The following is a 24,702-nucleotide window of genomic DNA, read 5'->3' as shown; positions in this document are numbered from 1 at the left end:
GGGACGCGGTATATAACATAACCAACTAGATAAAACATTTGTTTACAGAGTGTTCAAAAAATTGAGGAACGTATGGGGCTGGCAATCATTCATAGTCGAGCAAGCGTCGGGGTGCAAGCGCCATCGGTTAGTGTAGAAGTTCATATCAGCAACGGCATGCCAGGGTTTACCTTAGTAGGCTTGCCAGAGACAACGGTAAAAGAGTCCAAAGATCGCGTACGCAGTGCGATCATTAATTCTAACTTTCAATTTCCTGCTAAGCGGATCACCGTGAACTTGGCTCCGGCAGATCTACCCAAGGAGGGAGGGCGTTTTGATCTTCCTATTGCATTGGGAATTTTGGCCGCTTCGGAGCAAATCGCGACAGATAAGCTCAAAAACTACGAATTTGTTGGTGAGTTAGCACTATCTGGTGGTCTGAGACCTGTAAAAGGTGTGCTGCCTGCTGCGCTGGAAGCCAGTAAGATTCAACGTCATTTGGTCGTCCCACATGTGAATGGCGATCAGGCGGCGCTAGTGGGGAAGGAACAACATAAATCGGCCCAATCATTATTGGAAGTATGTGCCGAGCTTTGTGGTCAACATCGACTGAATCTTTTTCAAACGCCTAAGCGAAAAACGATCGAAAAACATGGTCGAGACTTACAAGATATTATTGGCCAACAACAAGGTAAGCGAGCACTGGAGATTGCTGCCGCTGGAAACCACAACTTACTTTTCCTTGGCCCGCCAGGTACTGGAAAAACGATGTTGGCTTCGCGTTTGTGTGACTTATTACCGGAAATGAGTGACGAAGAAGCAATGGAAACCGCTTCGGTGGCATCGTTGACTCAGAGTGAAATTAATGAGCATAACTGGAAGTCGCGTCCGTTTCGTTCTCCGCATCATTCAAGTTCAATGGCGGCATTAGTCGGCGGTGGTTCGGTACCCAGACCAGGGGAGATCTCTTTAGCCCACAACGGGTTATTGTTTCTCGATGAAATGCCCGAATTTGATCGTAAAGTTTTAGACTCGTTACGCGAACCGCTCGAATCTGGCGAGATCATTATCTCTCGAGCGCAAGGTAAAACACGCTTTCCGGCTCGTTTCCAATTAGTTGGAGCATTGAACCCAAGCCCGACAGGATATTACGAAGGCAATCAAGCGCGCACCAATCCACAAGCTATTTTGCGCTACCTTGGTCGATTATCTGGACCACTGTTAGATCGCTTTGATATGTCTTTAGAAATCCCAGCTTTGCCCAAAGGGACATTAGCAGAAGGAGGTGATCGCGGTGAGCCGACTGCTATCGTAAAAGCGCGTGTGAGCCATGCGCGTAACAATATGCTAAACCGCAGTGGTAAGGTCAATGCACTGCTAGGTAGTCGAGAAATTGAGGCGTTTTGTCCCTTGCATAAGAGTGATGCTGAGTTTCTTGAAACCGCTTTGCATCGTTTAGGGCTCTCGATTCGTGCGTATCATCGTATTATCAAAGTGGCGCGAACAATCGCCGATCTGGATGGGGCGGAGCAAATTGAACGAACGCACTTGGCTGAAGCACTTGGGTATCGAGCGATGGACCGTTTGCTGAAACAGCTTACGGCGCAAGCGGTATAGAGACATGCAAAATGTCATCGCAACAAGTGTTGTGAGCGCCTTGTTGCGATGAAGGACGTTAGAAGGTGTAGTTGAGACCAAGCGACAATAGGTACTCTTTCTCCTCATAAAACGTGATATTCGAGTCAGTTTGGCTATAGCCGGCTAAAGAAATGAACGACCAGTCTTGCCAGTCAAATACGTTTTGATATTCGTAGGCCGCAAATAGGCTAATGGTGTCGTCATTTCGTGTTTTAGCAAAAGTTTGGCTAGCGGCTTGATAGTCTTTCCATGCATAACCCGCGGTGAGGGCCAATCGATGGCGGTTGATAAATTTAAACCAGCTAATGTCAAATCCGTACGAATCAAATGACTCCGCTTTACCGTCGGCATCTTGATTGATGTAGGTGAAAGCGGGTTGCAACATAGACGTTTGGTTGAGTGGAATGCGATAGTCGCCTTTGACATAGTAAAGGTTAGCATCGCGAGCAAGTGAGCGGTCTGTCACTTCCTCCTGCTCGATGTCTTTATCAGCATAAGCAAGATCAAGGTTGAAGTTCTTATCAATTAACCCTTTGATCTGAAAGCGATACGCATTGCCGTCAACATCCGTCTCTTTACGTGCGGTTCCTACTTGATAAGGGTTGCGCCAAGTTTCGCCTTTGAGTACCGTCGGCAGATAGGAAACATCGAGCACGGTGCCAGATTGTAGCTCGTGTTGATAGCCCAACTGAAAAGCGAGTGTACCTACCGCGACATCTGAGCGTGTGGTACCGGCGTAAACTTGGTGGTTGAGTCGGCTACCAAAGGTGTATGTCACACTCCCTAGCGGTGCAGCGATAACGGAACTGTCACTATCGGCACGCTTATCGAGAGAATCGATGGTGTTACTATTTTCTGTATTGAAATTGGATTCTGATGATATGAATCCGGCATTCAGCGAAATTTCACCGCCAAAACCCGCGGTTTCAGCGAGTTGAGCCTGAGCAGAACTGACGACAAAGGCCAAAGGCAAGAGAAGTAGCCTTGGTTTCATTCGTTATCTCCTTGTTGTCGAATGAGTGGTGCACATATTGGTTGCGGTAACAAATCTGACCATTCCCACGCATGTTCCAATGTGGCAAAGGCGCAGTATAATTACACGCTGTTTTATTCTTCACACATTATCACTGTTGTTTGACTATCATGTTGGCATATTTGTTATTTTTTTTTAACGCTTCTTTTGTGATTCTCAATTCTGCGGTTTGTTCACTCGCAATTTGTGTTATCGCTGTATTTAAAATATTGCTTCCTGGTGTAAAGCTAAAAGCACTAGCGACCGCTTATGCCAATAAGGTGATGTGGTTATGGGCTACCGTTAATGCGTGCATTCTGGCGGTATCTAACCGTGTTGAGTGGGATGTTCAGGGCGGTGAGGCGCTGAAAAAAGACGGGTGGTATCTGTTGATCAGTAATCATCTCAGTTGGACCGATATTGTGGTGCTTTGCTGTGTGTTTAAAGATCGCATTCCTATGCCGAAGTTTTTCCTCAAACAACAACTGTTGTATGTGCCTTTCATTGGGATGGCGTGTTGGGCGCTCGACATGCCATTTATGCGTCGTTATTCGCGAGAGTATCTGATCCGCAACCCACACAAACGAGGTCAAGATTTAGAGACGACACGTCGCTCGTGCGCTAAGTTCAAACACACTCCAACCACAGTGGTTAACTATGTCGAAGGAACCCGATTTACCGAAGAAAAGCAGCGTAAGAGTAAAGCAAACTATCAATATTTGCTGCAACCAAAATCGGGCGGGATTGCGTACACGTTAGCGGCGATGGGGGAACAGTTCGAGAACATTATCGATGTGACGTTGGCGTACCCAGAAAATACGCATAAACCGTTCAAGGATTTATTGATGGGTCGCATGAGCAAGGTGGTTGTGCGTGTGAATGTGTTACCCGTTGATGAACGAGTGCTCGGTGATTACTTTAACGATAAACCCTATAAGCGACAATTTCAGCAATGGTTGGGTGATGTGTGGCAAGAAAAAGATCGGTTACTACAAGAGATTTACAAATAAACAAAAGGGGAGCGACGTGCTCCCCTTTTGATTGATATCGATGTGCTTATTTTAGTGTCAGCAAGTAGTTCACCAGAGAGAAGTACTCATCCATCGTTTTGATGCTTTGTGCTTGAACTAGGTATTTGTTGTTAACGATAACCGCAGGAACGCCGGTTAGACCGCTGTTTTCAAATTGCTTGTCCATACGGCGAACCATGGAATCAACCGCGAAGCCTTTGAATGCAGAATCGAATTTTTTCGCGTCTACACCTTCATCAAGGAAGATTTGACGAAGTTCTTCATCATTACGTGGTGCTTTCTTTAGATTGTGGATGCGGTTAAACATCACTGGCACCATTTTGTCTTCCACTTTTAGTGCAACCATCGTTGCGTAGGCTTTGCTCATTGATGGGCCCATGTTGCCACCCATGAAAGAAACGTGGTTTTTTAATAGCTTAGTACCTTCTGGCAACTGCTTTTTCAGTTGCTGGATAACCGGTTCAAAGCTATTACAGTGCGGGCAGTAGAAAGAGAAAAACTCCGTCACAAGAGGTTTTTTTGATGCCTCAAGATCCAATACTTTGTAATGTTCACCTTCTTTGAATTGCGCTGCATGTGCCGACAGGCTTAGCATCAGCATAGAAAACAGTGCGAACAGTTTTTTCATCGAAATATCTCCATTTTTGAATTTGTGGCCTGACTTACCATTGAGGCATTAAAGACAGCGGTGCTTCTTCTAAAGCGGCGATCTGCTCTTTAAATGTAAGGACCTGACCTTCCCAGTATTTTGGCTCATTAAACCATGGAAAAGCGAGAGGAAACGCAGGGTCATGCCAACGTTTTGCTAGCCATGCCATATAGTGCACCATTCGTAGACCGCGAAGTGGCTCAATTAGTTTCAATTCTGCGGGGTTAAAGTCGCAAAACTCTTGATAAGCTTCTAAAACAATATCCAGCTGCATCAGTTTGTCTTGGCGTTCACCGTTCAATAGCATCCATAAGTCCTGCACAGCAGGGCCGTTACGAGCGTCATCCAAATCAACAAACATAGGGCCATCTCGCCACAAAATATTGCCTGGGTGGCAATCGCCATGCAAACGAATCATATTGAAACCTTCTTGCCAGTGGCTTTCAATTGATTTGATCAGCATATCCAAGTCATTGAAGAAGCTGTTCTCCAAGTGCATTGGAATCATATTGGCGTTTTGCAGAATCTCTCTTGGTTGATACAGGTATTCTTGTAAGCCAATAGTAGGACGATGTTGGAAGGCTTGGCGGCTGCCGACTTTATGGATTCGGCCAAGGAAACGCCCTACACCTTCGAGCTGATCTAAATTGTCAACCTCGTATTGGCGACCACCCACACTATCAAACAGCGCAAAAGCATAGCCTTGATAGTGATGCAGGGTTTCACCGTTGATGCGCACAGGTGGTGCGACGGGGATCTCATTGCCAATCAGCTCTAAAGTAAAGTCGTGCTCCTCTTGGATCTGTTCATTGCTCCAACGTTCAGGACGGTAAAACTTGACGACATAACGACGACGCTCTTCGTCAGTAAATTGATAAACACGGTTTTCGTAGCTATTGAGGGGAAGAAAGCCTGATTCTGCGCGAACGCCGATGCTTTCTAACGCGTACCACATAAAGTCTGGGGTAAGGGCGTCAAAGTTAAACATACTTTGGGACATATAAACAAAAAGGCTCATTACTGAGCCTTTTTCCATTAGTCATCGAAGTTATAGCTTCTTGATAAATCGGCTTTCCACTTCAATGGTGAATTCGTTGCTCTTATCGGTGAGTATAAACTGAATTGTCGTAATCGCAGAGTTTAGCTTGTCAGGATCGGCACCAAGACTCATTGGCAGGTTCAATACCTCACCTGGCTGGACCTGAATTGTCTGCTTACCATACCAGCTTACATCGGATAGCCCTTCAACATCCAACGAGTACTCTTGCACTTGCTGAGTTTTGTTGATCACCTTGAGGGTGTAGGTGTTTTCTACTTCGCCCGAGCTATTAACGCGGAACAGTTGGTTACGGTCGCGAATAACACTCATACCGGCTGGGTCTACCGCTGCAATTTGGGCAAAGAAAAGACCGACCATGACCAGTAGCACAGCTCCATAGCCCAGCAGCTTCGGACGCATGACTTTGGTACTCTTACCCGATAAGCGGTGCTCGGTGGTGTAACTAATTAGGCCCTTCTCGTAGCCCATGCGATCCATGGTGTTGTCACACGCATCAATACAGGCGCCACAGTTGATACATTCATACTGCAAGCCGTCACGAATATCGATACCTGTTGGGCACACCTGCACACACAAGTCACAATCAATACAATCACCCAAACCAAGTTGCTTTGGATCGGCTTTGCGCGGACGTGGGCCACGTTTTTCCCCACGTTTTGCATCGTAGCCAACGATGAAGGTGTCTTTATCAAACATGGCAGACTGGAAGCGCGCGTAAGGACACATGTGAATACACATGATGGAACGCATCCAACCAGCATTACCATAAGTACAAATGGCAAAGAACATTACCCAAAAGACGGGCCAGAAGTTGGCGTTAAAGGTGAAAAAGTCGATAACCAATTGCTTCATTGGCACGAAGTAGCCAACAAAAGTAAAACCAGTGGCGAGTGCAATGGCAAACCAAGCTATATGTTTGACGGCTTTACGCATCGCTAAATTCGCCGTCAGCTTATTGGAGTCTTGTTTACGGCGTTTATTGGCACTACCTTCGAGCTTCTCTTCAAACCAGATATACATGAAGGTCCAGACGGTTTGTGGGCAGAGATAGCCACACCAAACCCGACCTAAGAAGGTGGTAATAAAGAACAACCCAAACGCCGCGATCACAAACAGCAAGGCGAGTAGGGTAAGATCTTGTGGGTACAGTGTGGTACCGAAAAAGTTGAACTGCTGGTTGCCAATATCAAGCAAGATCGCTTGACGTTCACCGTAAGGAATCCACGGTATCAAAGCGAAGAGAAGTAGTAAGAACCAACCACCGTAACGACGCAGTTTCTGGTAAGTCCCTTTGCTTTCGCGTACATAGATGCGATTACTTGGGTTGAACCGATCCCCGTTTCCTTTATGGGTTTTGGGATTATAGGTTTTAGGAGTCACATCTTTGATATCGATCTTGTCCTGACTCATGCACTCATCCTTCTTAGGCTTTTATAATGTACGGCGTCATTTCTATTGATGTCGCTCGATGACATTGCTGCTCGTTCCGTCATAAAGATGACCGAACATAATTATTTTAGTAAATACTGATGAACGGCGATTATACAATCAATAACAATTCCGTTTCTTTAACGCAGTCAATGTTTAACAACAAAAATCAGTACAGTTAACCTGATAATTGGCTGAACAGTTATAACCAATTGTGGGACTAAAAACTTTGGTTATAAAAAGCGACTCACAGAGAGAGTCGCTTAAAGAATACTGGCTGTTGAGCTAGTTATTTGATGATGCCACGAGCGCGTAGGATCGCCGTTTTAAAATCGTCCTCTTGGTCTTTTTTGAGTCCAGGGATCATTTCATCTTTGCTGCTATTACGCATTTTAAGGTGGTAGATCAGTACATCGTCGGTCAGATCTTCTAGCTTTCCTTTATAGCCTGCTTCTTTTGCCAGCTTAACGATGAACTGCAAGAGGTTCAGCTCTTGATCTTTATGCCATTCAGGCTCTAGTAGCTCAAGCAGCTCTTCAATGCGATGACACTTCATTTCTTTCTCCACAGAATTTATAGGTGTAATTAGCAGTAAAGGTACCAAATTGCTTTGCTAAGACCAAATAGGAAAAACGATCTCTTTCACCGTGGTTTGTTCTAAGTCTTTGAAGTTTTATGAGTTGCGTGCAAAGAAAAAAGCGCAGCTGGCGCCGCGCTTTTGATTAAGCTGCTTTGATAACTTTGGCCGGAACACTCGACATCATTGCTGTCTTCTCAACCAATGTCATTGCTGGCGCAACTTGCTTTGCCTTTGGTGCAGTAGTAAAGCCACTGCGGCGGCGCATTGCACTAGTATTAGTGTGTGCGAACCTGACTGTTGTTGGGCGCATTAATTTACCTAACTGTCAGGCATATCCATTGCCGATGTAATGGCCTGAATCATTATGAGCTAGGCTCCAACAAGATTGAAGAATCACTCTTCTGGCTCTCGCCAATCCAGTTAATGAGTCAGGAATACCGATATGCATGCATATCAAGTGTAAGATTAGCATCCTTGTAATAATTGGTCGATAGTTGAGCAATTGAATTGTTTAGATTTTGTCATTTTGTCGCGATGTTCGAGGCAATTTTTGTTTGATCCCTCGATCAGCAGTAGTAGTATGAGATCTCGATGAAGGAGGTGCCTATGTCATTTTTGAAGAAGACACTTGCCAGTTTTGGGATTGGGAGCGCGAAGGTCGACTCAATCTTAAACCAAGACGTGCTATACCCAGGTCAAAGTGTGGATGTGTCTATCCATGTATATGGTGGTGCGACTGAACAAGCGATCGACAACATTGATTTAAAACTCTGTTGCCGCTACATCGCCGAAGCCCCTGATGACCGTGGTGCGCGAGAAGGACACAGCATGCGCCGAGTACCTCAAACTCATGTGCTTGCTAAGTGGAGTCTCCCTTACGCATTTACCATCCATTCCGGCGAAGAGCGTACCTTCGATGTTAAGCTCGATGTGCCTTGGAACACGCCTGTCACCATTGGTGATGCCAAAGTATGGTTAGAAACTGGTTTAGACGTTGCTGCTGCTTTGGATCCGACTGATAAAGACATCCTCACCGTTCGACCTGATCCACTGATGGATGCGGTACTATCTGCATTTGAAGCGCAAGGTTTACGAATTCGCCAGGTGGAATGCGAGGAAGTGAAAGGATTCGATCTACCATTTGTGCAAGAGTTTGAACTGGTGCCAACCGACGGACCTTACCACGGCGTGTGGCGCGAATTAGAATTTGTTGCCCACCGCAGTGAGCAAGAGCTCAAGTTGTGGTTTGAAGTTGACCGCACACGCAAGGGGCAAGGTGGCATGCTCGCGAGCTTACTGGGCAGTGGCAAACTCAAGCGAGAGCTGACCATTCCTGCCACGACTAAGCCAGATCAAGTTGGCGAACTTGTCCTCAATTATCTCGATCAAACTACTGCCGTTCATGAGTCTTAATTTAAGCTTACACGTGTAAGCCTAATGTGCCATACTAGAGCAAATTTCAAACTCTAGTATAGGCACATTGATGTCCGAGCTGCAGAAACCTCAATACAGTCAACGTGAAGAACTGGCCAATACCATCACCCACGGTATAGGGATGATTTTTGGTATTGTTGGCTTGATACTGCTGTTAGTTAAAGCCATAGACCATCAAGCTGACACTTTAACGCTTACCAGTATGGCGATTTATGGTGCGAGTATTATCGTGCTATTTTTGGCCTCGACGCTCTATCATGCGATCCCTCATCCCAAAGCGAAACGTTGGCTAAAAACCTTCGACCATTGTGCTATTTATCTTTTGATAGCAGGCAGCTATACCCCTTTCTTGTTAGTCAGCTTAAGAACACCTCTAGCATTTGGGTTGATGATCGTTATTTGGAGCATTGCGTTGATCGGCATCATCATGAAAGTTGCGTTCGTCTATCGATTTAAAAAGCTTTCTTTGATGACGTATTTGGTGATGGGATGGTTATCGTTGATTGTGATTTATCAATTAGCTATTAACTTGGATGTCGGCGGACTTACACTGCTTGCTGCTGGTGGAATTGTGTATTCACTAGGGGTAATTTTCTACGTCGCGAAGCGCATTCCCTTTAACCATGCGATTTGGCACGGCTTTGTTTTGGCTGGCTGCGTGTGCCATTTCTTTGCGATTTATTACTTTGTTGAGCCTATCTAACCGATAGGCTCAACAAAGAATATTAAACACGTATTAGCGAGTTTTTACCTCTAGCACTTTGGCAGAAAACTGATATTGCTGTGATTGCGGTACAGCCAATTTAATGCTCTTACCTTGTTCCGCTTGCTGTGGTCGCAGGTAGGTATCCGCCATGCGCTTGATGGATTGCCAAACTGTTACGTTTTCTTTTGCCAGTTGCTGACCAGACATATCAAACACTTGCACCTCAACTTCCACTTGAATGACAGATTGAGAGCTTTGGTTGGTGATTGATGTAGGTAAAACAAGCTCACCGCTTTGATAGCTTGCTGAACCAATCAATACATCCACACCTGAATCTGATAGCTGCATGGTTGGCTTTTTGGCGTTTACCACCACGGTCGTGCCAACGGTTTTCGTTACCACTGGAATTGTCGCAATCGCAGGAGCTGCGATTGTTTCAACTACGCTTGCTGTTGTTTGTGTCTCCGTCGCTTGCTGCGCCGGTTTTTTCATGACGTATTCCCAGGTAAAGTCATCGTTCAACTTCACTTCTCGACCATCGGCTAAAGTGATGACCTCGGCGGCGTATGTGGATGAGGCGGCAAGTAGGGTCGCCAGAGTAATCCATGTTTTCATTGTTATACCTTTTAATTAGAGTCTGCTTAGCGGCGCCAAAACGCAGGAAAGAACAGTACAAGAATAGTCAGAATTTCCAAGCGGCCCATTAACATCCCAAAGCTTAAGAGCCATTTGGCAGTATCGGGCAGAGGCGCGAAGTTGCCTGTCGGGCCAATCACACTACCCATACCAGGGCCAACATTGGCAACGGCGGTGATTGAGCCAGAAATACTGGTCACAGGGTCGAGGCCAAGAGCACTTAAACAACCCGCGATAAAGATAATGGTGATAAAAAACATCAAGCCAAATGCCACCACTGAGCGAACAATATCATCATTCACCGGTCGCTGGTTATAACGCTGTACAAACACCCCTGAAGGGTGAATCAACTTCATCATTTGTTTGTTTAGCAGCGTCATTGCAATTTGGAAGCGGAAGATTTTGATCCCGCCAGACGTTGATCCTGAGCATGCTCCCGCCATCATTAAGAATGCGAAAAGTGTAGTGGGTAATGCGCCCCATGCGGTGAAGTCTTCTAAGCCAAAGCCAGTTGTGGTGACGACAGAGACAATATTAAACATCGACACTCGCAGGGCATCCAAAATGGTGTACCCATCTCGAATCACTAGCCAAGCTGAAATCACTAAGCTAGAGAATACGAACAGGTACGCAAATCCTCTAACTTGAGCGTCGTTAACCAACACATCAATACGGCGTTTACGTAATGCGGCGATAAAGAGCAAAAACGGCAAACCACCTAAGAACATAAAGGTAGTGGCCACCCAATGTGCGCCATTAGAGAAGTGGTTCATTGACCCATCAGATGTAGAGTATCCACCCGTCGATAGCGTAGTAAAGGCATGGTTGATTGCTTCGAACAGGTTCATGCCGGTGACCAAGTAGCCCAAAATACATAAGCCTGTTAGCATCAAATAAACCGCTACGATGTTTTTGGCGACCGTTTTCGCTCTTGGACTACTTTTATCCGACCAATCTGATGATTCGGTTTGGAATAGCTTCATACCACCGACATTCAGCATAGGTAACACTGCTACCGCCATCACGATAAAACCAATGCCACCAAGCCACTGTAAAATAGAGCGCCACAGCAAGATGCTCGGCGCCATGTTGTCTAGGCCACTGAGCACCGTTGAGCCCGTCGTGGTGATACCCGACATCGTTTCGAAGTAGGCGTCGGTGAAGCTGATGTGGTTGATAAACACAAATGGCAAGGCGGCAAACGCACTCGCGATGGTCCAAACCAAACTGGTGATGAGGAACATATCGCGTACGCTGAGTTTGAACTTGGCGGTGCGACCTATCGTTAGGCAGATGAAGGCGGCAAGGTGCGTGATCACAACGGCTTGGGCGAAATCGAGGAACCCCCCCGTACCGGTAAAGAAAGCGACCAAAGTCGGCACGTACATAAACAGGGCCAGTTTGGATAAAACCAGCCCGATAACAAACAGTACGGGACGTAAGTTGACCATAGGAAAATCCTAGAGGAAAAATGGACTCGGTTGGAATAGCGCTTCGACGTCTGATACGTATTTTTTGTTGACCAGGAACATCACCACATGATCATCCTGCTCGATGACCGTACGGTCGTGGGCAATAAGAACTTCTTCGCCACGAACGATAGCACCAATGGTGGTCCCAGGTGGAAGCTTTATATCTCCAATCGCACGTCCAACCACTTTAGATGTACTTTCATCACCGTGAGCGACGGCTTCAATCGCTTCCGCAGCGCCGCGGCGAAGTGAGGATACGTTTACGATATCAGCGCGACGAACGTGCGTTAGCAAGGCTGAAATAGTGGCTTGCTGAGGTGAGATTGCTACATCAATTACGCCGCCTTGTACCAGGTCTACATAAGCGCCACGTTGGATCAGCACCATCACTTTTTTAGCGCCCATGCGTTTTGCCAACATTGCAGACATGATGTTGGTTTCATCTTCGTTGGTCAGCGCGATGAAGACGTCGACTTGGTCGATGTTCTCTTCCGAGAGAAGCTCTTGGTCTGCCGCATCACCGCAGAACACGATGGTGTTTTCTAGTTGCTCAGAGAGCTTTTCTGCACGCTGGTAGTTACGCTCAATCAGCTTCACGCTGTAAGTTTGCTCTAGGCGTTTTGCCAAGCTTGCGCCGATGTTACCCCCGCCAACAATCATGATGCGGCGGTACGGTTTTTCTAGGCGCTGAAGCTCACTCATCACTGAGCGAATATGATTACTTGCTGCAACGAAGAACACTTCATCGTCGGCTTCAATAATCGTGGTGCCTTGTGGGCGAATCGGGCGACCCTGGCGGAAAATAGCTGCCACACGGGTATCGATGTGCGGCATGTGCTCACGCAAAGCAGATAGCGCATTACCCACCAACGGGCCACCATAGTAGGCTTTCACCGCCACTAGGCTGACTTTCTGTTCAGCAAAGCTCACCACTTGCAGCGCGCCTGGGTATTGGATCAGACGTTCGATGTAGCTCGTAACGAGTTCTTCTGGTGCGATAAGGTGATCAACAGGAATAGCGCCAGATTTAAACAGGGCTTCTTTTTCTGCCAAGTATTCTGGAGAGCGAATACGCGCAACGCGGTTTGGGGTATTGAATAGAGTGAACGCGACCTGACAGGCGGCCATGTTGGTTTCATCAGTGTTGGTTACTGCGACGAGCATATCGGCGTCTTGCGCGCCAGCTTCGTGTAGCACGTCTGGATGGCTCGCATGGCCATTGACCACACGTAGGTCGTATTTGTCCTGCAATTCACGCAGTCGGTCGGCATTATTGTCGACGATGGTGATGTCGTTGTTTTCACCCACTAGGTTTTCTGCCAGTGTGCCGCCAACCTGACCTGCACCAAGAATAATGATCTTCATACTCTTTTCTCGTATCTGAAAAAGGCGATTGAAATCACTTCAATCGCCCTATTTAGCATGCTGTTACGCGTGTGTTTTAGTTAGTACTGCGTAGTAGAAACCATCCATATCTTCTTCGCCTGGTAGAATTTGACGACCAGGCTGGTCGGGATCAGAATCCAGCAGTTGCGCATCCGCGGTACGTGCTAAAAACGCTTTTACTTGCTCCACGTTTTCTTGCGGTGTGATTGAACAAGTCGCGTAAACCATGGTGCCGCCGGGCTTCAGTTGCGTCCACATGGCATCAAAAATTTCACTTTGCAGCTCTGCTAATGCGGCGATGTCGTCTGCACGACGTAGCCATTTGATGTCTGGATGACGACGAATCACGCCAGTCGCAGAACATGGGGCATCCAGCAAAATGCGATCAAATTGCTCGCCTTGCCACCATTCTTGTGGATTACGCGCATCACCGCAAACCACTTTTGCCTGAAGGTTGAGACGCTTCAGGTTTTCATGCACACGTTTCAAGCGTGTGTCGTCGCAGTCAATCGCGACCACTTCACTGCCTGACGTGCGCTCTAGAATGTGCGCCGTCTTGCCACCTGGCGCTGCACAGCAATCTAAAATCAGTTCGCCGTCTTGTGGTTTTAGATAGTTGATCGAGAGCTGCGCCGCCGCATCTTGGACCGAAACCCAACCTTTTTCAAAACCAGGTAGCTTCATCACGTCACATGGTGCGGCCAATTTTATGGCGTCCATTGCTTCTGTGTGTGGCGTGCTATCAATGTTTTCATTTTTGAGCAGCGCAAGGTATTCATCACGAGTGTGGTGTTGATGGTTCACACGCAGCCACATTGGTGCTTTTTGGTTGTTCGCTTCAACAATGCTTTCCCATTGCTGTGGGTAGGCCTCTTGCAGCAGTTTTAGTAACCAGCTTGGGTGACCGTACTTGCCAGCGTTGTTGCTGACGGCCATTTGGTCGAGTTCTTCTTGGTTGCGCTGGTAGTTACGCAATACAGCGTTAATCAAACCACGCAGACGAGGACCTTTCAGCTCTTTAGTGCCTTCAACCGTTTCACCAACTGCTGCGTGCGCAGGAATACGCATGAAGCTCAGTTGGTAAATACCAACCAGAATTAGGTGATGGAATACACGTTGTTTGCCTTTGAGGGGCTTATCCATCAACTGGTTTGCGATCATTTCTAGGCGAGGGAGGTAACGTAGCGCACCGTAACAGATCTCTTGTAACAGAGCGTGGTCACGAGGTCGTACCGTTTGTTGAGCCGCTGGAAGAGCGCTTGAAAGTGAGTGGCCCTTGTCGACGACAAGATACAGGACGTTAGCAGCCGCAGCGCGAACATTCATGATGAGTACCTTAAAGTAAAGGAGGGCATCTCTGCCCTCTAAAAGTTCGTATTATTGGGGATGATAACCCCTAATATGGCTTAAACCAGCAGAGTGCCCACTTCAAACCAAGCCGCACGCGAATTCAGAATATCCTGAACTGACATGGCTTTTTTGCCAGGAACTTGCAGTTGCTCTAGCACCAGTACGCCGTTGCCTGTCGCAACATAAATACCGGTTTTATCTGCTTGCACGATGGTGCCGGCTGGCTTGTCACTGGTTTGCTCTGCGACACGGCTTTGCCATACTTTGATGCTGTTTTCTGCCGCCTCAAAGTGGCTCATTGGCCATGGGTTAAATGCACGAACGCAGCGCTCAATGTGCGCCGCATCGTCGTTCCAGTTGATGCGTGCTTCTTCTTTGCTGAGCTTTTTCGCATAGTTCGCGAGCTCATCGTCTTGCTTCACTGGCACTGCTTTACCCGCAGCAATGTCTACTAGGCAGTCAATCAGGGCTTCTGGACCAAGCTCAGCCAATTTTTCGTACATTGAAGCGCTGGTATCTGTCGCTTCGATTGGCAGAGTTGCAATCTTCAGCATATCACCAGTGTCGAGACCGATATCCATCTGCATGATGGTCACGCCAGTTTCTGCATCGCCCGCCCAAATAGAGCGTTGGATTGGAGCCGCACCACGCCAACGAGGTAGGATAGAACCATGTACGTTGATACAACCCAGTTTAGGGGTATCAAGAACCGCTTGTGGCAGCAGCATACCGTACGCCACGACAACCATGAGGTCGGCGTTCAGATCGGCAAGTTCTTGTTTCGCTTCGTCGGACTTAAAGCTTTCAGGTTGGTAAACCGGGATATTGTGTTCTAGCGCCAGTTGTTTTACCGGTGGCGCAGCCAATTTTTTGCCACGACCCGCTGGACGATCTGGGTTTGTGTAAACCGCGATGACTTCATGCTCCGAAGACAACAACGCCGCCAAGTGACGGGCGGCGAAATCCGGAGTACCTGCAAAGACAATTCGTAAAGACTGACTCAAGGTAGACTTCCTTCTAATTGGTATGGTTCGAGATTAAGCGTTTTGCTGCTTCTCGTTAAAGCGTTTGATTTTCGCTAGCTTGTCCTGAATGCGTTTGCGTTTCAGTGGCGATAGGTAATCCACGAACAGCTTACCTTGTAAGTGATCAAGCTCGTGTTGAACACAAATCGCTAGCAGGTCGTCGGCTTCAAAGGTGAACTCTTTGCCATCACGATCCAGTGCCTTAACGGTAACTTCTGCAGCGCGAGGCACAAGTGCGCGTGCACCTGGTACCGACAGACAGCCTTCTTCGATGCCATCTTCGCCACGCTTTTCCAGAATCTCAGGGTTGATTAGCACCATCGGCTCATCGCGAGTTTCTGAAATATCAATCACTACGATACGTTTGTGGATATCAACCTGCGTTGCAGCAAGGCCAATACCTTCTTCGTCGTACATGGTTTCAATCATGTCATCGACGATTTTTTGAATCTCAGGGGTCACCGCTTCAACAGGCTTTGCGACTGTGCGCAGGCGATCATCCGGGAATGTTAATACTTGTAATACAGACATATTCACTCGAAATATTGAACTGTGCCGAAACAGCACAAACCTTGTTGGCTCAATTCTAGACATTTTATAGCCTAAATGACAGCATCCTTGCACCAATTTCCATTCTGGTTCCTGCTTAATAGACCAAGGACGAGGGTCATGAATCGAATTTTCCGCAACGTTGCCAGTGTTACGTTGCCGTTACTTTTCTCTTTCAACGCTGTAGCAAATGTGGATGCGAACCCACTGACTGTTAAAGATGATGCGCCACAAACGTATGTAGTCGTGAAGGGCGATACGCTATGGGATATTTCGGCCATGTACTTAGATAGCCCGTGGTTGTGGCCTCGTTTATGGCAAGTAAACCCGGAAATCGATAACCCTCATTTAATTTATCCCGGAGACAAGCTGTCTTTGGTGTGGATTAACGGTCAGCCCGTGTTGAGCCTAAAACCGGTTAAGAAGCTGAGCCCGAAAGCTCGCATCACAGAAAAGAAAGCCGTACCAACCGTTGCGGAAGGTTTGGTGATGCCTTACCTTCAATCGGATCGGTTGCTAGATAAAGATTCGTTGAACAGAGCAGCAAAAGTGATGGGTAGCAGCAAAGGCAGTAAGTATCTGACTGCAGAAGATGTGCTGTATATCAATGGCAATCAGACCGCGACAGGTTGGGCTATTTACCGACCAGTAGCTACCTTTTCGCGTGACGATGTGTCCGAAGAGATTACCGCGCTGCGTTTGATTGCCAAAGGCGAGCTCGTTGAAGCTTCGAGTGATTATTCAGGTTTGAAGCTTACATCGCAAATGCAAGAAATCCTACGTAACGATATCGCGTTGCCAAATCAATCGGTTGAGAATACTGACTTCACGACTACGTTCTATCCGCTGCCGTCGCCACAAGGCAATTCTGCAAAGTTGCTAGGTAATATCGAAGGCATTCGCTTTAGTTCAACTAACCAAGTCGTGGTGATTGATAAAGGCACGTCAGACAATCTGAAGCAAGGCAGTGTGTTTGATTTAAAAGAAGACGCGCACCCAGTTTACAAAGACGGCGATGAGTTCAAGAAAGAGTTTGGCGTGCTTGATAAGAAAATTACTTTGCCTCAAAGCAAAGTTGGTGAGTTGCTGGTCATTCGTCCTTATGAGTACTTTAGCTTGGCACTGATCACTAACAGTACTAAACCCATTAACCAAGATATTTCGGTGGTGTCACCGTTGGCGGACGAATTAACCATCGATGAATCGACGAAATAACGATGATCTCGCTGCCTGGTTAAAACTGAGTTGTTTACCAGGCATTGGCGGCGTCAAAATGAATAAGCTACTGGCAAGAGACACGCCACGTAACATCGTAAACTTCTCTCCTGAACAGCTACAACAACTTGGGTTAACAACTAAGCAAATTCAAGCTTGGGCTTCAACAGATAAAGAAGTCGATGCTTGTTTAAGCTGGCTTGAGGCTTCTACAAATCATCATATCCTGACACTGACTGACCCGCGTTATCCACCTCAACTCAAACAAATCGTTGCACCGCCACCTCTACTTTTTGTTCAAGGAAACCCTACTTGTCTCTCTCAGCCACAAATCGCGATGGTTGGCAGCCGAAATGCGAGTATTGATGGATTACAGCATGCACGTCAGTTTGCTGCAGAGTTTGTTCAGCACGATTTTATTGTCACCAGTGGTCTCGCTTTAGGCATTGATGGTCATGCGCATGATGGTGCGTTGCAAGCGGGTGGTAAGACGATTGCGGTGCTAGGATCTGGCTTAGCAAATATTTATCCGGCACGTCATCGTGGTTTAGCGCAACGTGTTATTGAACATGGGGCTTTGGTGTCTGAGTTTCGGCCTAATGCCAAGCCGCGCCCAGAAAACTTCCCGCGTCGTAATCGTATTATTAGTGGATTATCGCTTGGTGTACTGGTCGTCGAGGCGGCGAAAAAGAGCGGCTCGTTAATTACAGCTCGTTACGCGCTTGAGCAAGGTCGAGAAGTATTTGCGCTGCCAGCGTCAATCAATGCCCCCAATGCCTGCGGTGGAAACCAGTTGATACGTCATGGCGCTTGCCTCGTAGAAAAGACGAAAGATGTCTTAGATGAAATACAGTCCTTGCTTGATTGGTCTATTCATCAGAGTACCGATTTATTTTCTACGTTAAATGATGAAGAAGAATTGCCATTTCCTCAGCTGTTAGCTAACGTAGGAAGTGAAGCTACACCGGTTGATATTCTTGCAAACAGGACCAATATACCTGTCCAAGAAGTCATGATGCAGCTCTTAGAGTTAGAACTCTCTGGGCATGTCGTTGCGGTTTCAGGTGGCTATATTCGAAAGGGGAGGGGCTAGCTATGATGATGGATATACTGATGTATCTATTCGAAACCTACATCCATAGCGATGCAGAGTTACAGGTCGAACAAGACGAGTTGGAAGAAGAGTTGCTTCGTGCAGGCTTCCAACAAAAAGATATCTACAAAGCCCTTGTCTGGTTAGAAGAGCTTGCCGCATTGCAGCAAAGTGACACCTCTTCTGCAATCTCGACTTGCATGGCTTCGTCATCAACTCGTATCTACACAGCGAAAGAGATGCAGCGTTTAGATTTGGAATGCCGAGGATTTCTATTGTTTCTCGAGCAAATCAATGTGTTAACCACAGAAACTCGCGAAATGGTGATTGACCGAGTGATGGGATTAGAAACGAGTGAGTTTGAGCTTGAAGATCTCAAATGGATCATTCTGATGGTGCTGTTCAATGTGCCTGGTAACGAAAACGCTTACACGCTAATGGAAGAGCTGTTGTACACCAAGGAACAAGGGATTCTTCACTAACCATCTGGGCAAGTTCGAGTTTAGCTAGAATAAACGCGAGCTTGTCTTTTTGTGTGTTTTTCACGAAACGGTAAGTATGAGTAGTAAAATCGACAACACCCTTTTCTCTGCCCATGAACACGCTTTGGAGCACGAGCCGTGTCCAAAATGTGGTGGTGAGCTGACTCTCAAGCACGGAAAACATGGCCCATTTCTCGGCTGTAACCATTACCCAAGCTGTGATTACATTAAACCGCTACACAGCAATGATGGTCACATCGTGAAAGAGTTGGGTGTGCCTTGTCCAGATTGTGGTAACGAGTTGGTATTACGCCAAGGGCGTTATGGGATGTTTGTTGGTTGCAGTAACTATCCGGCGTGCCATCATATTGAGTCGATTAATCAACCAGAGCCAGAAAAACAGTCGCAAGAGCACCAAGCGTGTCCTGAATGCGGTAAAGGTCATTTAGTTGAACGTAAGACGCGTTTTGGTAAAACCTTCTACGCATGTGACAACTACCCTAAATGCAAATTTGCTGTGAACCTTGCTCCGGTCAAGGGGCGATGCGAAGAGTGTGGTTTTACTCTGTTGGTGGAGAAGAAACTTGCCAGTGGTGTGAAATTGCAATGTGCCAACCGTAAGTGCCAGCACACCCAGCAAGGGTAAATACATCAAAGGAATTAAAAAGGGTCGCATCGTGCGACCCTTTTTTTATTTTTTTGCTGCCAAACGTTAGTGTTGAGGCTGTTTAGCGAACGCTTGCACGGCTGGGAAAGCTATTGGGTCTAAGATGTCTGCCAGAGCGCACAACCTACGGTGCAATTCTCCTGGGTAGTCGCCACACACGTTGATGTGTCCCATCTTGCGACCTGCACGTTTCTCTTTGCCATACCAATGAAGGTGGCAACCATCCATTGATAACAATGCTTCTGGTAGTGTGTCTTCACCAAGAATATTGATCATTGAGGTTTCACGAACCAATTTCGTACTACCTAATGGCAAGCCGCACACTGCGCGCAGATGGTTTTCAAACTGACACGTTTCTGCACCTTGCTGTGTCCAGTGACCAGAGTTGTGCACGCGTGGAGCAATCTCATTCACTAAAAGTGCCCCATCGACATCAAAGAACTCAAGCGCTAATACGCCAACGTAATCTAGGCTATCTGCGACTGCCGTGAACATTTGCTTTGCTTGTTCCTGTAACCCTGGCGCATCAATCGCAGTAGAAAGGCTCAATACACCGTTGGTGTGGACGTTCTCTGCCAGAGGATACACTTCCACACTGCCATCTTTGCTTCGAGCACCAACCAGTGATACTTCGCGGTTAAAAGGAACAAACTCTTCAGCAACAATCGCTTGAGTTGGTGTTGCCGCGATGCACTCTGCCATCTCAGTCCAAATGTCGTCGACTTGAGAAGCTTCTTTTAAGCGCCATTGGCCTTTACCATCGTAACCACCTAATGCACTTTTCAGAACCATTGGCATACCAACGTGTTCAATTGCGCGCTCAAAGTCTTCACGAGTTTCAATGACGTAGTATTTCGCGTTGCGCACGCCAGCATCATCAAGCAGTGCTTTTTCAATACGGCGATCACCACCTGCTTTGATGGCTTGCGTACTTGGTAGGAACTTGCCGCTCGCTTCGCAAACCTTGAGCACGTCATGTGGAATATGCTCGAACTCGGCAGTAATCACGTCAACTTGCGTAATCGCATTTTCCAAGCCATGGCCAAGTACCTGTTGAGTTAAAGGGTGAACGACATCACCGCTGCTGACATCGTAAGCTGAAATTTGAATATTCAGTGGCGCACCAGCCAGAGACATCATACGAGCCAACTGACCCGCACCAAGAACCAGTACATGCATCTGATTAATCCTCTGCAGGGTTTGGATTTGCGAGAACTGTTTCCGTTTGCTCATTACGGAATGCTTCTACCTTCGCCATGATGTTTTCATCATGAGTGCCTAGGATTTGCGCTGCTAGGATACCGGCGTTTGCTGCGCCCGCTTCGCCAATCGCCAATGTACCAACCGCAATTCCCTTTGGCATCTGTACAATAGAAAGCAGTGAATCCATACCTTTCAGTGCACGAGACTGAACGGGAACCCCAAGCACAGGCAAACTAGTAAACGCCGCCGCCATACCTGGTAGGTGGGCTGCACCACCTGCGCCTGCGATGATAACTTTGATGCCGCGTTCTTTTGCGCCACTGGCGTAGTCAGCCAGTAATTGAGGAGTTCGGTGTGCTGACACGACTTTTGTTTCGTAAGGCACGCCAAATTGGTCTAGCATGTCCGCTGCTAGTTTCATGGTTGGCCAATCGGATTTAGAACCCATGATGATACCGACTTTCATCTCAAACTCCTTTAAGCTGCAAAAATTAGGTGAGCTATAAATTTGTGCGCATTATACGGGGATTTTTATCTCAAGCAAACGTTTGCGTCTTGTTGTTGGCGCTATTGATACATTTTATAAAAAAATTGCTTTAGTGTCTGAGAATGAATATTTGTACACTTAGTGAAAACAACACAGTCAAACAAATAGGAAGTAATCGGTGGATAACTTTGAACAAGTGCTCAACGCACTCAAGCAAGGCGAAGTGATTGCCTATCCAACAGAAGGGGTTTTTGGTGTCGGATGTGATCCAGATAACCCAGAAGCAATTCAAAAGCTATTAGAGCTCAAGCAGCGTCCGGTAGAAAAAGGGCTGATTCTCATCGCGGCAAGTTATGATCAGCTCTTGCCTTATATTGATGAATCTCAGTTGACTGAAGAACAATTACAGACTGTTCATGCCACTTGGCCAGGCCCATACACTTGGATCATGCCAGCGAGCGATAAAGTATCCAACTGGGTTTCAGGGCAGTTTGATTCAATTGCGGTTCGTGTGACTGATCATCCTTTGGTGCAAAAAATGTGTAATGCATTCGGAAAGCCGTTAACCTCTACCAGCGCGAATCTTTCCGGCTTACCACCGTGTATGACCACGGAAGAAGTCGAAGAGCAGTTGGGTGATAAGCTGGTCGCCATTCTTCGTGGCGAGACCAGCGGTCGTGATAAACCCAGCGAGATTCGTGACGCCAAAACTTCACAAATATTAAGACAGGGTTAACCCTGCTAGCCAGCCATCATTAGGTTTCACGTAATAGGTAATAACGTATGTCAGCGATCGATAAGCACGCCGTAAAGCAGTTCTTGATGTCACTTCAGGATTCCATTTGTCAGCAGTTAGAACAAGAAGATGGAAAGGCCGTCTTTGTCGAAGATGCATGGCAACGTGAAAAAGGAGAGCGTCTGGGTGGCGGTGGTCGCTCACGTGTTTTGCGTGATGGCCTTGTTTTCGAGCAGGGAGGCGTGAATTTCTCGCATGTGGAAGGGAAAGAAATGCCAGCATCTGCGACAGCGCATCGCCCAGAGCTAGCGGGTCGTCGTTTTGAAGCGATGGGTGTTTCTTTGGTTATTCACCCTAAAAACCCTTACGTACCGACTTCACACGCCAATGTCCGCTTCTTTATTGCAGAAAAAGATGGCGAAGACCCAATTTGGTGGTTTGGTGGTGGTTTTGACCTAACGCCGTTCTACCCATTTGAAGAAGATTGCCAATCATGGCACGACACTGCAAAACAGCTTTGTGCACCATTTGGTGACGATGTTTACCAAGAGCATAAGGCATGGTGTGACAAATATTTCTTCCTACCACATCGTAATGAAACTCGCGGTGTTGGCGGTTTGTTCTTTGATGATCTAAACCAGTGGGAATTTGATAAGTGTTTTGCTTACATCAAAGCAGTCGGTGAAGGCTATTGCCAGGCTTATTTGCCGATCGTTTCTCGTCGTAAAGAGATCGAGTATGGTGAGCGTGAGCGTGAATTCCAACTATATCGTCGCGGCCGTTACGTAGAGTTCAACTTAGTGTATGACCGTGGCACCTTATTTGGTTTACAAAGTGGTGGGCGTACTGAGTCGATTCTGATGTCAATGCCGCCGCTCGCTCGCTGGGAGTACTGCTACGAGCCAGAAGCGGGATCGCCAGAAGCCGAACTTTACGAGCGATACCTAACGCCCCGAGAGTGGTAAGCACGGAATCTCCTTTTCTATATAGATAGATAGTGATAGGGTCATCTGTAATCAGGTGGCCCTGTTTTCTCTATATCTAAGTAAGGAACAAAGGTAAGGAAATGACCCAGCAAATCGATCGCTATGCCGTGTTTGGTAATCCTATCGGACACAGTAAGTCGCCATTCATTCACACCTTGTTTGCTCGTCAAACTAATCAATCTTTGGTGTACACCGCAGAAAGTGCACCTGTTGATGGTTTTATTGACGCGGCGAAGGTGTTTTTTGCTGAAGGTGGCAAGGGGTGCAACATCACTATGCCATTTAAAGAAGATGCTTATCAATTTGCTAGTCGATTGACAGAACGGGCTCAGTTAGCAGGCGCGGTAAATACCCTCAAGAAGTTAGACGATGGTGAAATCATCGGTGACAACACTGATGGTGCAGGTTTAGTGCAAGATCTGCTTCAGCATCAGGTTGTATTGGAAGGCGCGCGAATCCTAATTATTGGCGCTGGTGGTGCAGCTCGTGGTGTTATTAAGCCACTACTTGATCAAAAGCCGACCTCTTTAACCATTACCAACCGTACCTTTAGTAAAGCACAGGAGCTTGCAGAGCTGTTTGTCTCTCACGGTCCTATCCGCGCCAAAGAGATGGCAAGTATTGATGAAGAGTATGATGTCATCATTAACTCCACATCCGCTTCTCTAAGTGGTGAACTGCCGACTATTTCATCCTCCATCTTTGCCGCTAACAGTACAAGCTATGACATGATTTATGGCAAAGGGGTGACGAGCTTTAACTTATGGGCAAAAGATAATGGCGCCGCTCATGCGTATGATGGTCTTGGAATGTTAGTTGGGCAAGCTGCGGAAAGCTTTATGCTCTGGCGTGGCTTACGTCCTGGTGCCAAACAAATTCTCAGAGAACTAAGAAAGAACCTTGAAGGTCAATAAGCGATGAATCAATCCATCTTATTCCCAGATATTCAATCATGGGATGAAGTATCACAATCGGTAAACTTTTCGGCGCAACAATCAGGCGCACTAATAGAGTGCTTTGTGACGAAACAAAAGTTAGAAAAGCTCAGTGGTTCACTGATTGAAACTGAGCAAGCGGCAATTAAAGTGTTTACTGATTACCGATTCGACCTAGAAGAAATGGCTGAAGAGCTAATAGAAGATGAAGCCTTCAACGAAGAAGGCCATATCATCATCGGTTAACAGGGCTTTAGTTCAAGTCTTTTACTTCATTTAAGTAGTCGCTTTTGTTCTGCACATAGTTGTTGGCAGACTTTTGCAAGAAAGCTCGTTCTTTTTCTGATAGAGGGCGAGCTTGTTTTACTGGGCTTCCAACATATAAGTAGCCACTTTCTAATACTTTCCCAGGTGGCACTAAACTGCCTGCTCCGATCATCACCTCTGACTCAATTACAACAGCATCTAAAACAATAGCTCCCATACCAACCAAAACACGATCGTGGATCTCACAACCGTGCAGCATCACTTTGTGGCCAATCGTAACGTCATTACCAATAATCAATGGGTAGCCGTTTGGGTTTTCGGCGTTCTTATGGGTGACATGCAAAACACTGCCATCTTGAATATTCGTTCGATCACCAATGTGAATGTGGTTTACATCACCTCGCGCTGCTACCAGTGGCCAAATGCTAGAATCATCGCCAATTCGGATATCACCGACTAAAACAGAGGTTGGGTCAACGTAAACACGCTCACCAAGTTCAGGCTTTATACCTTTGTAGCTTCTCATTGAGCTCATCTTTTTTCCTTATTCAGGGCGATTACAGGGTGTATGGAGGTAGAATAGTAGTGAAAACTCGCCTTTTAGAATAAAAAACACCCAAACGATAAAAAAATCAAAAAAAACGAGAAAAAGGGCTTGCCAATGTGATCGCAATCTCTATAATGCCACCTCGCTGA

27 protein-coding genes are annotated in these 24,702 nt (G+C 46.8%); 12 read left to right on the top strand and 15 right to left on the bottom strand.

Annotated features, from left to right (window positions below; all coding sequences use genetic code 11):
• Positions 1-72: 72 nt before the first annotated feature.
• Positions 73-1,596, top strand: a complete 1,524-nt coding sequence (locus R7E29_RS04230; RefSeq protein WP_005383862.1) for a YifB family Mg chelatase-like AAA ATPase — start codon at positions 73-75, stop codon at positions 1,594-1,596.
• A 58-nt stretch (positions 1,597-1,654) separates the two neighbouring features.
• On the opposite strand, the gene R7E29_RS04225 is transcribed toward R7E29_RS04230, so the two are convergent.
• On the bottom strand, positions 1,655-2,611 hold the full coding sequence (locus R7E29_RS04225; RefSeq protein ID WP_005379034.1) for a DUF2860 domain-containing protein: 957 nt from the start codon (positions 2,609-2,611) through the stop codon (positions 1,655-1,657).
• A gap of 149 nt (positions 2,612-2,760) precedes the next feature.
• On the opposite strand from R7E29_RS04225, the gene R7E29_RS04220 reads away from it, so the two are divergent.
• Positions 2,761-3,639, top strand: a complete 879-nt coding sequence (locus tag R7E29_RS04220; protein WP_054577156.1) for an acyltransferase — start codon at positions 2,761-2,763, stop codon at positions 3,637-3,639.
• Between the two features lie 46 nt (positions 3,640-3,685).
• On the opposite strand, the gene R7E29_RS04215 is transcribed toward R7E29_RS04220, so the two are convergent.
• From R7E29_RS04215 to R7E29_RS04195, 5 genes are all read right to left on the bottom strand, one after another.
• The gene (locus R7E29_RS04215; RefSeq protein WP_005379036.1) at positions 3,686-4,288 is read right to left on the bottom strand and encodes a thiol:disulfide interchange protein DsbA/DsbL; all 603 of its coding nucleotides are present in this window, start codon (positions 4,286-4,288) and stop codon (positions 3,686-3,688) included.
• A 34-nt stretch (positions 4,289-4,322) separates the two neighbouring features.
• Positions 4,323-5,309, bottom strand: a complete 987-nt coding sequence (locus R7E29_RS04210; protein ID WP_054577159.1) for a serine/threonine protein kinase — start codon at positions 5,307-5,309, stop codon at positions 4,323-4,325.
• Positions 5,310-5,357: 48 nt separating this feature from the next.
• The gene (ccoG, locus tag R7E29_RS04205; RefSeq protein WP_005379038.1) at positions 5,358-6,779 is read right to left on the bottom strand and encodes a cytochrome c oxidase accessory protein CcoG; all 1,422 of its coding nucleotides are present in this window, start codon (positions 6,777-6,779) and stop codon (positions 5,358-5,360) included.
• A 307-nt stretch (positions 6,780-7,086) separates the two neighbouring features.
• Positions 7,087-7,353, bottom strand: coding sequence for a YihD family protein (locus R7E29_RS04200; protein ID WP_005379040.1), 267 nt, complete (start codon positions 7,351-7,353; stop codon positions 7,087-7,089).
• A gap of 166 nt (positions 7,354-7,519) precedes the next feature.
• Positions 7,520-7,687, bottom strand: coding sequence for a hypothetical protein (locus R7E29_RS04195; protein WP_005379043.1), 168 nt, complete (start codon positions 7,685-7,687; stop codon positions 7,520-7,522).
• A gap of 296 nt (positions 7,688-7,983) precedes the next feature.
• Here R7E29_RS04195 and R7E29_RS04190 point away from each other — a divergent pair, with 296 nt between their 5' ends.
• Both R7E29_RS04190 and trhA read left to right on the top strand, forming a co-directional pair.
• Complete coding sequence (locus R7E29_RS04190; protein ID WP_005379045.1) at positions 7,984-8,790, top strand: sporulation protein; 807 nt, start codon at positions 7,984-7,986, stop codon at positions 8,788-8,790.
• 70 nt (positions 8,791-8,860) lie between these two features.
• Positions 8,861-9,514: a PAQR family membrane homeostasis protein TrhA gene (gene trhA / locus R7E29_RS04185; protein WP_005379047.1), complete on the top strand. Its 654-nt coding sequence runs from the start codon at positions 8,861-8,863 to the stop codon at positions 9,512-9,514.
• 33 nt (positions 9,515-9,547) lie between these two features.
• Here trhA and R7E29_RS04180 read toward each other — a convergent pair whose 3' ends face one another.
• From R7E29_RS04180 to def, 6 genes are all read right to left on the bottom strand, one after another.
• Positions 9,548-10,132: a DUF3157 family protein gene (locus tag R7E29_RS04180; RefSeq protein WP_054575337.1), complete on the bottom strand. Its 585-nt coding sequence runs from the start codon at positions 10,130-10,132 to the stop codon at positions 9,548-9,550.
• A 26-nt stretch (positions 10,133-10,158) separates the two neighbouring features.
• Positions 10,159-11,604, bottom strand: a complete 1,446-nt coding sequence (locus R7E29_RS04175) for a TrkH family potassium uptake protein (RefSeq protein ID WP_005386656.1) — start codon at positions 11,602-11,604, stop codon at positions 10,159-10,161.
• A gap of 9 nt (positions 11,605-11,613) precedes the next feature.
• Positions 11,614-12,990, bottom strand: coding sequence for a Trk system potassium transporter TrkA (trkA, locus tag R7E29_RS04170; RefSeq protein ID WP_005379062.1), 1,377 nt, complete (start codon positions 12,988-12,990; stop codon positions 11,614-11,616).
• 63 nt (positions 12,991-13,053) lie between these two features.
• A complete protein-coding gene (gene rsmB / locus R7E29_RS04165; RefSeq protein ID WP_025628789.1) occupies positions 13,054-14,337 on the bottom strand; it encodes a 16S rRNA (cytosine(967)-C(5))-methyltransferase RsmB in 1,284 nt (427 codons plus the stop codon).
• 80 nt (positions 14,338-14,417) lie between these two features.
• Complete coding sequence (gene fmt, locus R7E29_RS04160) at positions 14,418-15,365, bottom strand: methionyl-tRNA formyltransferase (protein ID WP_005379066.1); 948 nt, start codon at positions 15,363-15,365, stop codon at positions 14,418-14,420.
• A gap of 33 nt (positions 15,366-15,398) precedes the next feature.
• Positions 15,399-15,917: a peptide deformylase gene (gene def, locus R7E29_RS04155; protein ID WP_005379068.1), complete on the bottom strand. Its 519-nt coding sequence runs from the start codon at positions 15,915-15,917 to the stop codon at positions 15,399-15,401.
• A 138-nt stretch (positions 15,918-16,055) separates the two neighbouring features.
• On the opposite strand from def, the gene R7E29_RS04150 reads away from it, so the two are divergent.
• From R7E29_RS04150 to R7E29_RS04135, 4 genes are all read left to right on the top strand, one after another.
• Positions 16,056-17,150 carry a LysM peptidoglycan-binding domain-containing protein gene (locus tag R7E29_RS04150; protein ID WP_213906781.1) on the top strand — a complete coding sequence of 365 codons (1,095 nt, stop codon included), beginning with the start codon at positions 16,056-16,058 and terminating at the stop codon, positions 17,148-17,150.
• Positions 17,134-18,243: a DNA-processing protein DprA gene (gene dprA, locus R7E29_RS04145; protein WP_213906780.1), complete on the top strand. Its 1,110-nt coding sequence runs from the start codon at positions 17,134-17,136 to the stop codon at positions 18,241-18,243. Before R7E29_RS04150 ends, dprA begins: the two co-directional genes overlap by 17 nt.
• Positions 18,244-18,245: 2 nt before the next feature.
• On the top strand, positions 18,246-18,725 hold the full coding sequence (locus tag R7E29_RS04140; RefSeq protein ID WP_005379074.1) for a DUF494 family protein: 480 nt from the start codon (positions 18,246-18,248) through the stop codon (positions 18,723-18,725).
• A 76-nt stretch (positions 18,726-18,801) separates the two neighbouring features.
• Complete coding sequence (locus tag R7E29_RS04135; RefSeq protein ID WP_213906779.1) at positions 18,802-19,371, top strand: type I DNA topoisomerase; 570 nt, start codon at positions 18,802-18,804, stop codon at positions 19,369-19,371.
• Positions 19,372-19,437: 66 nt separating this feature from the next.
• On the opposite strand, the gene R7E29_RS04130 is transcribed toward R7E29_RS04135, so the two are convergent.
• Entirely contained in the window at positions 19,438-20,571 is a 1,134-nt protein-coding gene (locus R7E29_RS04130; RefSeq protein ID WP_104975714.1) for a 5-(carboxyamino)imidazole ribonucleotide synthase, read from the bottom strand.
• A 4-nt stretch (positions 20,572-20,575) separates the two neighbouring features.
• Positions 20,576-21,061, bottom strand: coding sequence for a 5-(carboxyamino)imidazole ribonucleotide mutase (gene purE / locus R7E29_RS04125; RefSeq protein WP_005379082.1), 486 nt, complete (start codon positions 21,059-21,061; stop codon positions 20,576-20,578).
• A 199-nt stretch (positions 21,062-21,260) separates the two neighbouring features.
• Here purE and R7E29_RS04120 point away from each other — a divergent pair, with 199 nt between their 5' ends.
• From R7E29_RS04120 to R7E29_RS04105, 4 genes are all read left to right on the top strand, one after another.
• On the top strand, positions 21,261-21,818 hold the full coding sequence (locus R7E29_RS04120) for an L-threonylcarbamoyladenylate synthase (RefSeq protein WP_005379084.1): 558 nt from the start codon (positions 21,261-21,263) through the stop codon (positions 21,816-21,818).
• A 47-nt stretch (positions 21,819-21,865) separates the two neighbouring features.
• The gene (hemF, locus tag R7E29_RS04115) at positions 21,866-22,783 is read left to right on the top strand and encodes an oxygen-dependent coproporphyrinogen oxidase (protein WP_047104448.1); all 918 of its coding nucleotides are present in this window, start codon (positions 21,866-21,868) and stop codon (positions 22,781-22,783) included.
• A gap of 101 nt (positions 22,784-22,884) precedes the next feature.
• Positions 22,885-23,718 carry a shikimate dehydrogenase gene (gene aroE / locus R7E29_RS04110; protein WP_171345092.1) on the top strand — a complete coding sequence of 278 codons (834 nt, stop codon included), beginning with the start codon at positions 22,885-22,887 and terminating at the stop codon, positions 23,716-23,718.
• Between the two features lie 3 nt (positions 23,719-23,721).
• The gene (locus tag R7E29_RS04105; RefSeq protein WP_005379090.1) at positions 23,722-23,985 is read left to right on the top strand and encodes a DUF1488 domain-containing protein; all 264 of its coding nucleotides are present in this window, start codon (positions 23,722-23,724) and stop codon (positions 23,983-23,985) included.
• A gap of 7 nt (positions 23,986-23,992) precedes the next feature.
• Here R7E29_RS04105 and R7E29_RS04100 read toward each other — a convergent pair whose 3' ends face one another.
• Positions 23,993-24,541 (bottom strand): gamma carbonic anhydrase family protein, encoded by a 549-nt coding sequence (locus R7E29_RS04100; RefSeq protein WP_213904091.1) that lies wholly within the window; start codon positions 24,539-24,541, stop codon positions 23,993-23,995.
• Positions 24,542-24,702: the final 161 nt, after the last annotated feature.

This window comes from Vibrio sp. Vb1729 (assembly GCF_033338655.1).
Classification (GTDB): domain Bacteria; phylum Pseudomonadota; class Gammaproteobacteria; order Enterobacterales; family Vibrionaceae; genus Vibrio; species Vibrio alginolyticus.
The sequence above is the reverse complement of the archived record's forward strand: the minus strand, read 5'-3'. Positions and strand labels throughout refer to the sequence as shown.

What these genes read in the sequence shown, in the direction of transcription:
- R7E29_RS04230 (WP_005383862.1), top strand. Translation starts at nt 73, where the DNA reads ATGGGGCTGGCAATCATTCATAGTCGAGCAAGCGTCGGGGTGCAAGCG.
- R7E29_RS04225 (WP_005379034.1), bottom strand. Translation starts at nt 2,611, where the DNA reads ATGAAACCAAGGCTACTTCTCTTGCCTTTGGCCTTTGTCGTCAGTTCT.
- R7E29_RS04220 (WP_054577156.1), top strand. Translation starts at nt 2,761, where the DNA reads ATGTTGGCATATTTGTTATTTTTTTTTAACGCTTCTTTTGTGATTCTC.
- R7E29_RS04215 (WP_005379036.1), bottom strand. Translation starts at nt 4,288, where the DNA reads ATGAAAAAACTGTTCGCACTGTTTTCTATGCTGATGCTAAGCCTGTCG.
- R7E29_RS04210 (WP_054577159.1), bottom strand. Translation starts at nt 5,309, where the DNA reads ATGTCCCAAAGTATGTTTAACTTTGACGCCCTTACCCCAGACTTTATG.
- ccoG (WP_005379038.1), bottom strand. Translation starts at nt 6,779, where the DNA reads ATGAGTCAGGACAAGATCGATATCAAAGATGTGACTCCTAAAACCTAT.
- R7E29_RS04200 (WP_005379040.1), bottom strand. Translation starts at nt 7,353, where the DNA reads ATGAAGTGTCATCGCATTGAAGAGCTGCTTGAGCTACTAGAGCCTGAA.
- R7E29_RS04195 (WP_005379043.1), bottom strand. Translation starts at nt 7,687, where the DNA reads ATGCGCCCAACAACAGTCAGGTTCGCACACACTAATACTAGTGCAATG.
- R7E29_RS04190 (WP_005379045.1), top strand. Translation starts at nt 7,984, where the DNA reads ATGTCATTTTTGAAGAAGACACTTGCCAGTTTTGGGATTGGGAGCGCG.
- trhA (WP_005379047.1), top strand. Translation starts at nt 8,861, where the DNA reads ATGTCCGAGCTGCAGAAACCTCAATACAGTCAACGTGAAGAACTGGCC.
- R7E29_RS04180 (WP_054575337.1), bottom strand. Translation starts at nt 10,132, where the DNA reads ATGAAAACATGGATTACTCTGGCGACCCTACTTGCCGCCTCATCCACA.
- R7E29_RS04175 (WP_005386656.1), bottom strand. Translation starts at nt 11,604, where the DNA reads ATGGTCAACTTACGTCCCGTACTGTTTGTTATCGGGCTGGTTTTATCC.
- trkA (WP_005379062.1), bottom strand. Translation starts at nt 12,990, where the DNA reads ATGAAGATCATTATTCTTGGTGCAGGTCAGGTTGGCGGCACACTGGCA.
- rsmB (WP_025628789.1), bottom strand. Translation starts at nt 14,337, where the DNA reads ATGAATGTTCGCGCTGCGGCTGCTAACGTCCTGTATCTTGTCGTCGAC.
- def (WP_005379068.1), bottom strand. Translation starts at nt 15,917, where the DNA reads ATGTCTGTATTACAAGTATTAACATTCCCGGATGATCGCCTGCGCACA.
- R7E29_RS04150 (WP_213906781.1), top strand. Translation starts at nt 16,056, where the DNA reads ATGAATCGAATTTTCCGCAACGTTGCCAGTGTTACGTTGCCGTTACTT.
- dprA (WP_213906780.1), top strand. Translation starts at nt 17,134, where the DNA reads ATGAATCGACGAAATAACGATGATCTCGCTGCCTGGTTAAAACTGAGT.
- R7E29_RS04140 (WP_005379074.1), top strand. Translation starts at nt 18,246, where the DNA reads ATGATGATGGATATACTGATGTATCTATTCGAAACCTACATCCATAGC.
- R7E29_RS04135 (WP_213906779.1), top strand. Translation starts at nt 18,802, where the DNA reads ATGAGTAGTAAAATCGACAACACCCTTTTCTCTGCCCATGAACACGCT.
- R7E29_RS04130 (WP_104975714.1), bottom strand. Translation starts at nt 20,571, where the DNA reads ATGCATGTACTGGTTCTTGGTGCGGGTCAGTTGGCTCGTATGATGTCT.
- purE (WP_005379082.1), bottom strand. Translation starts at nt 21,061, where the DNA reads ATGAAAGTCGGTATCATCATGGGTTCTAAATCCGATTGGCCAACCATG.
- hemF (WP_047104448.1), top strand. Translation starts at nt 21,866, where the DNA reads ATGTCAGCGATCGATAAGCACGCCGTAAAGCAGTTCTTGATGTCACTT.
- aroE (WP_171345092.1), top strand. Translation starts at nt 22,885, where the DNA reads ATGACCCAGCAAATCGATCGCTATGCCGTGTTTGGTAATCCTATCGGA.
- R7E29_RS04105 (WP_005379090.1), top strand. Translation starts at nt 23,722, where the DNA reads ATGAATCAATCCATCTTATTCCCAGATATTCAATCATGGGATGAAGTA.
- R7E29_RS04100 (WP_213904091.1), bottom strand. Translation starts at nt 24,541, where the DNA reads ATGAGCTCAATGAGAAGCTACAAAGGTATAAAGCCTGAACTTGGTGAG.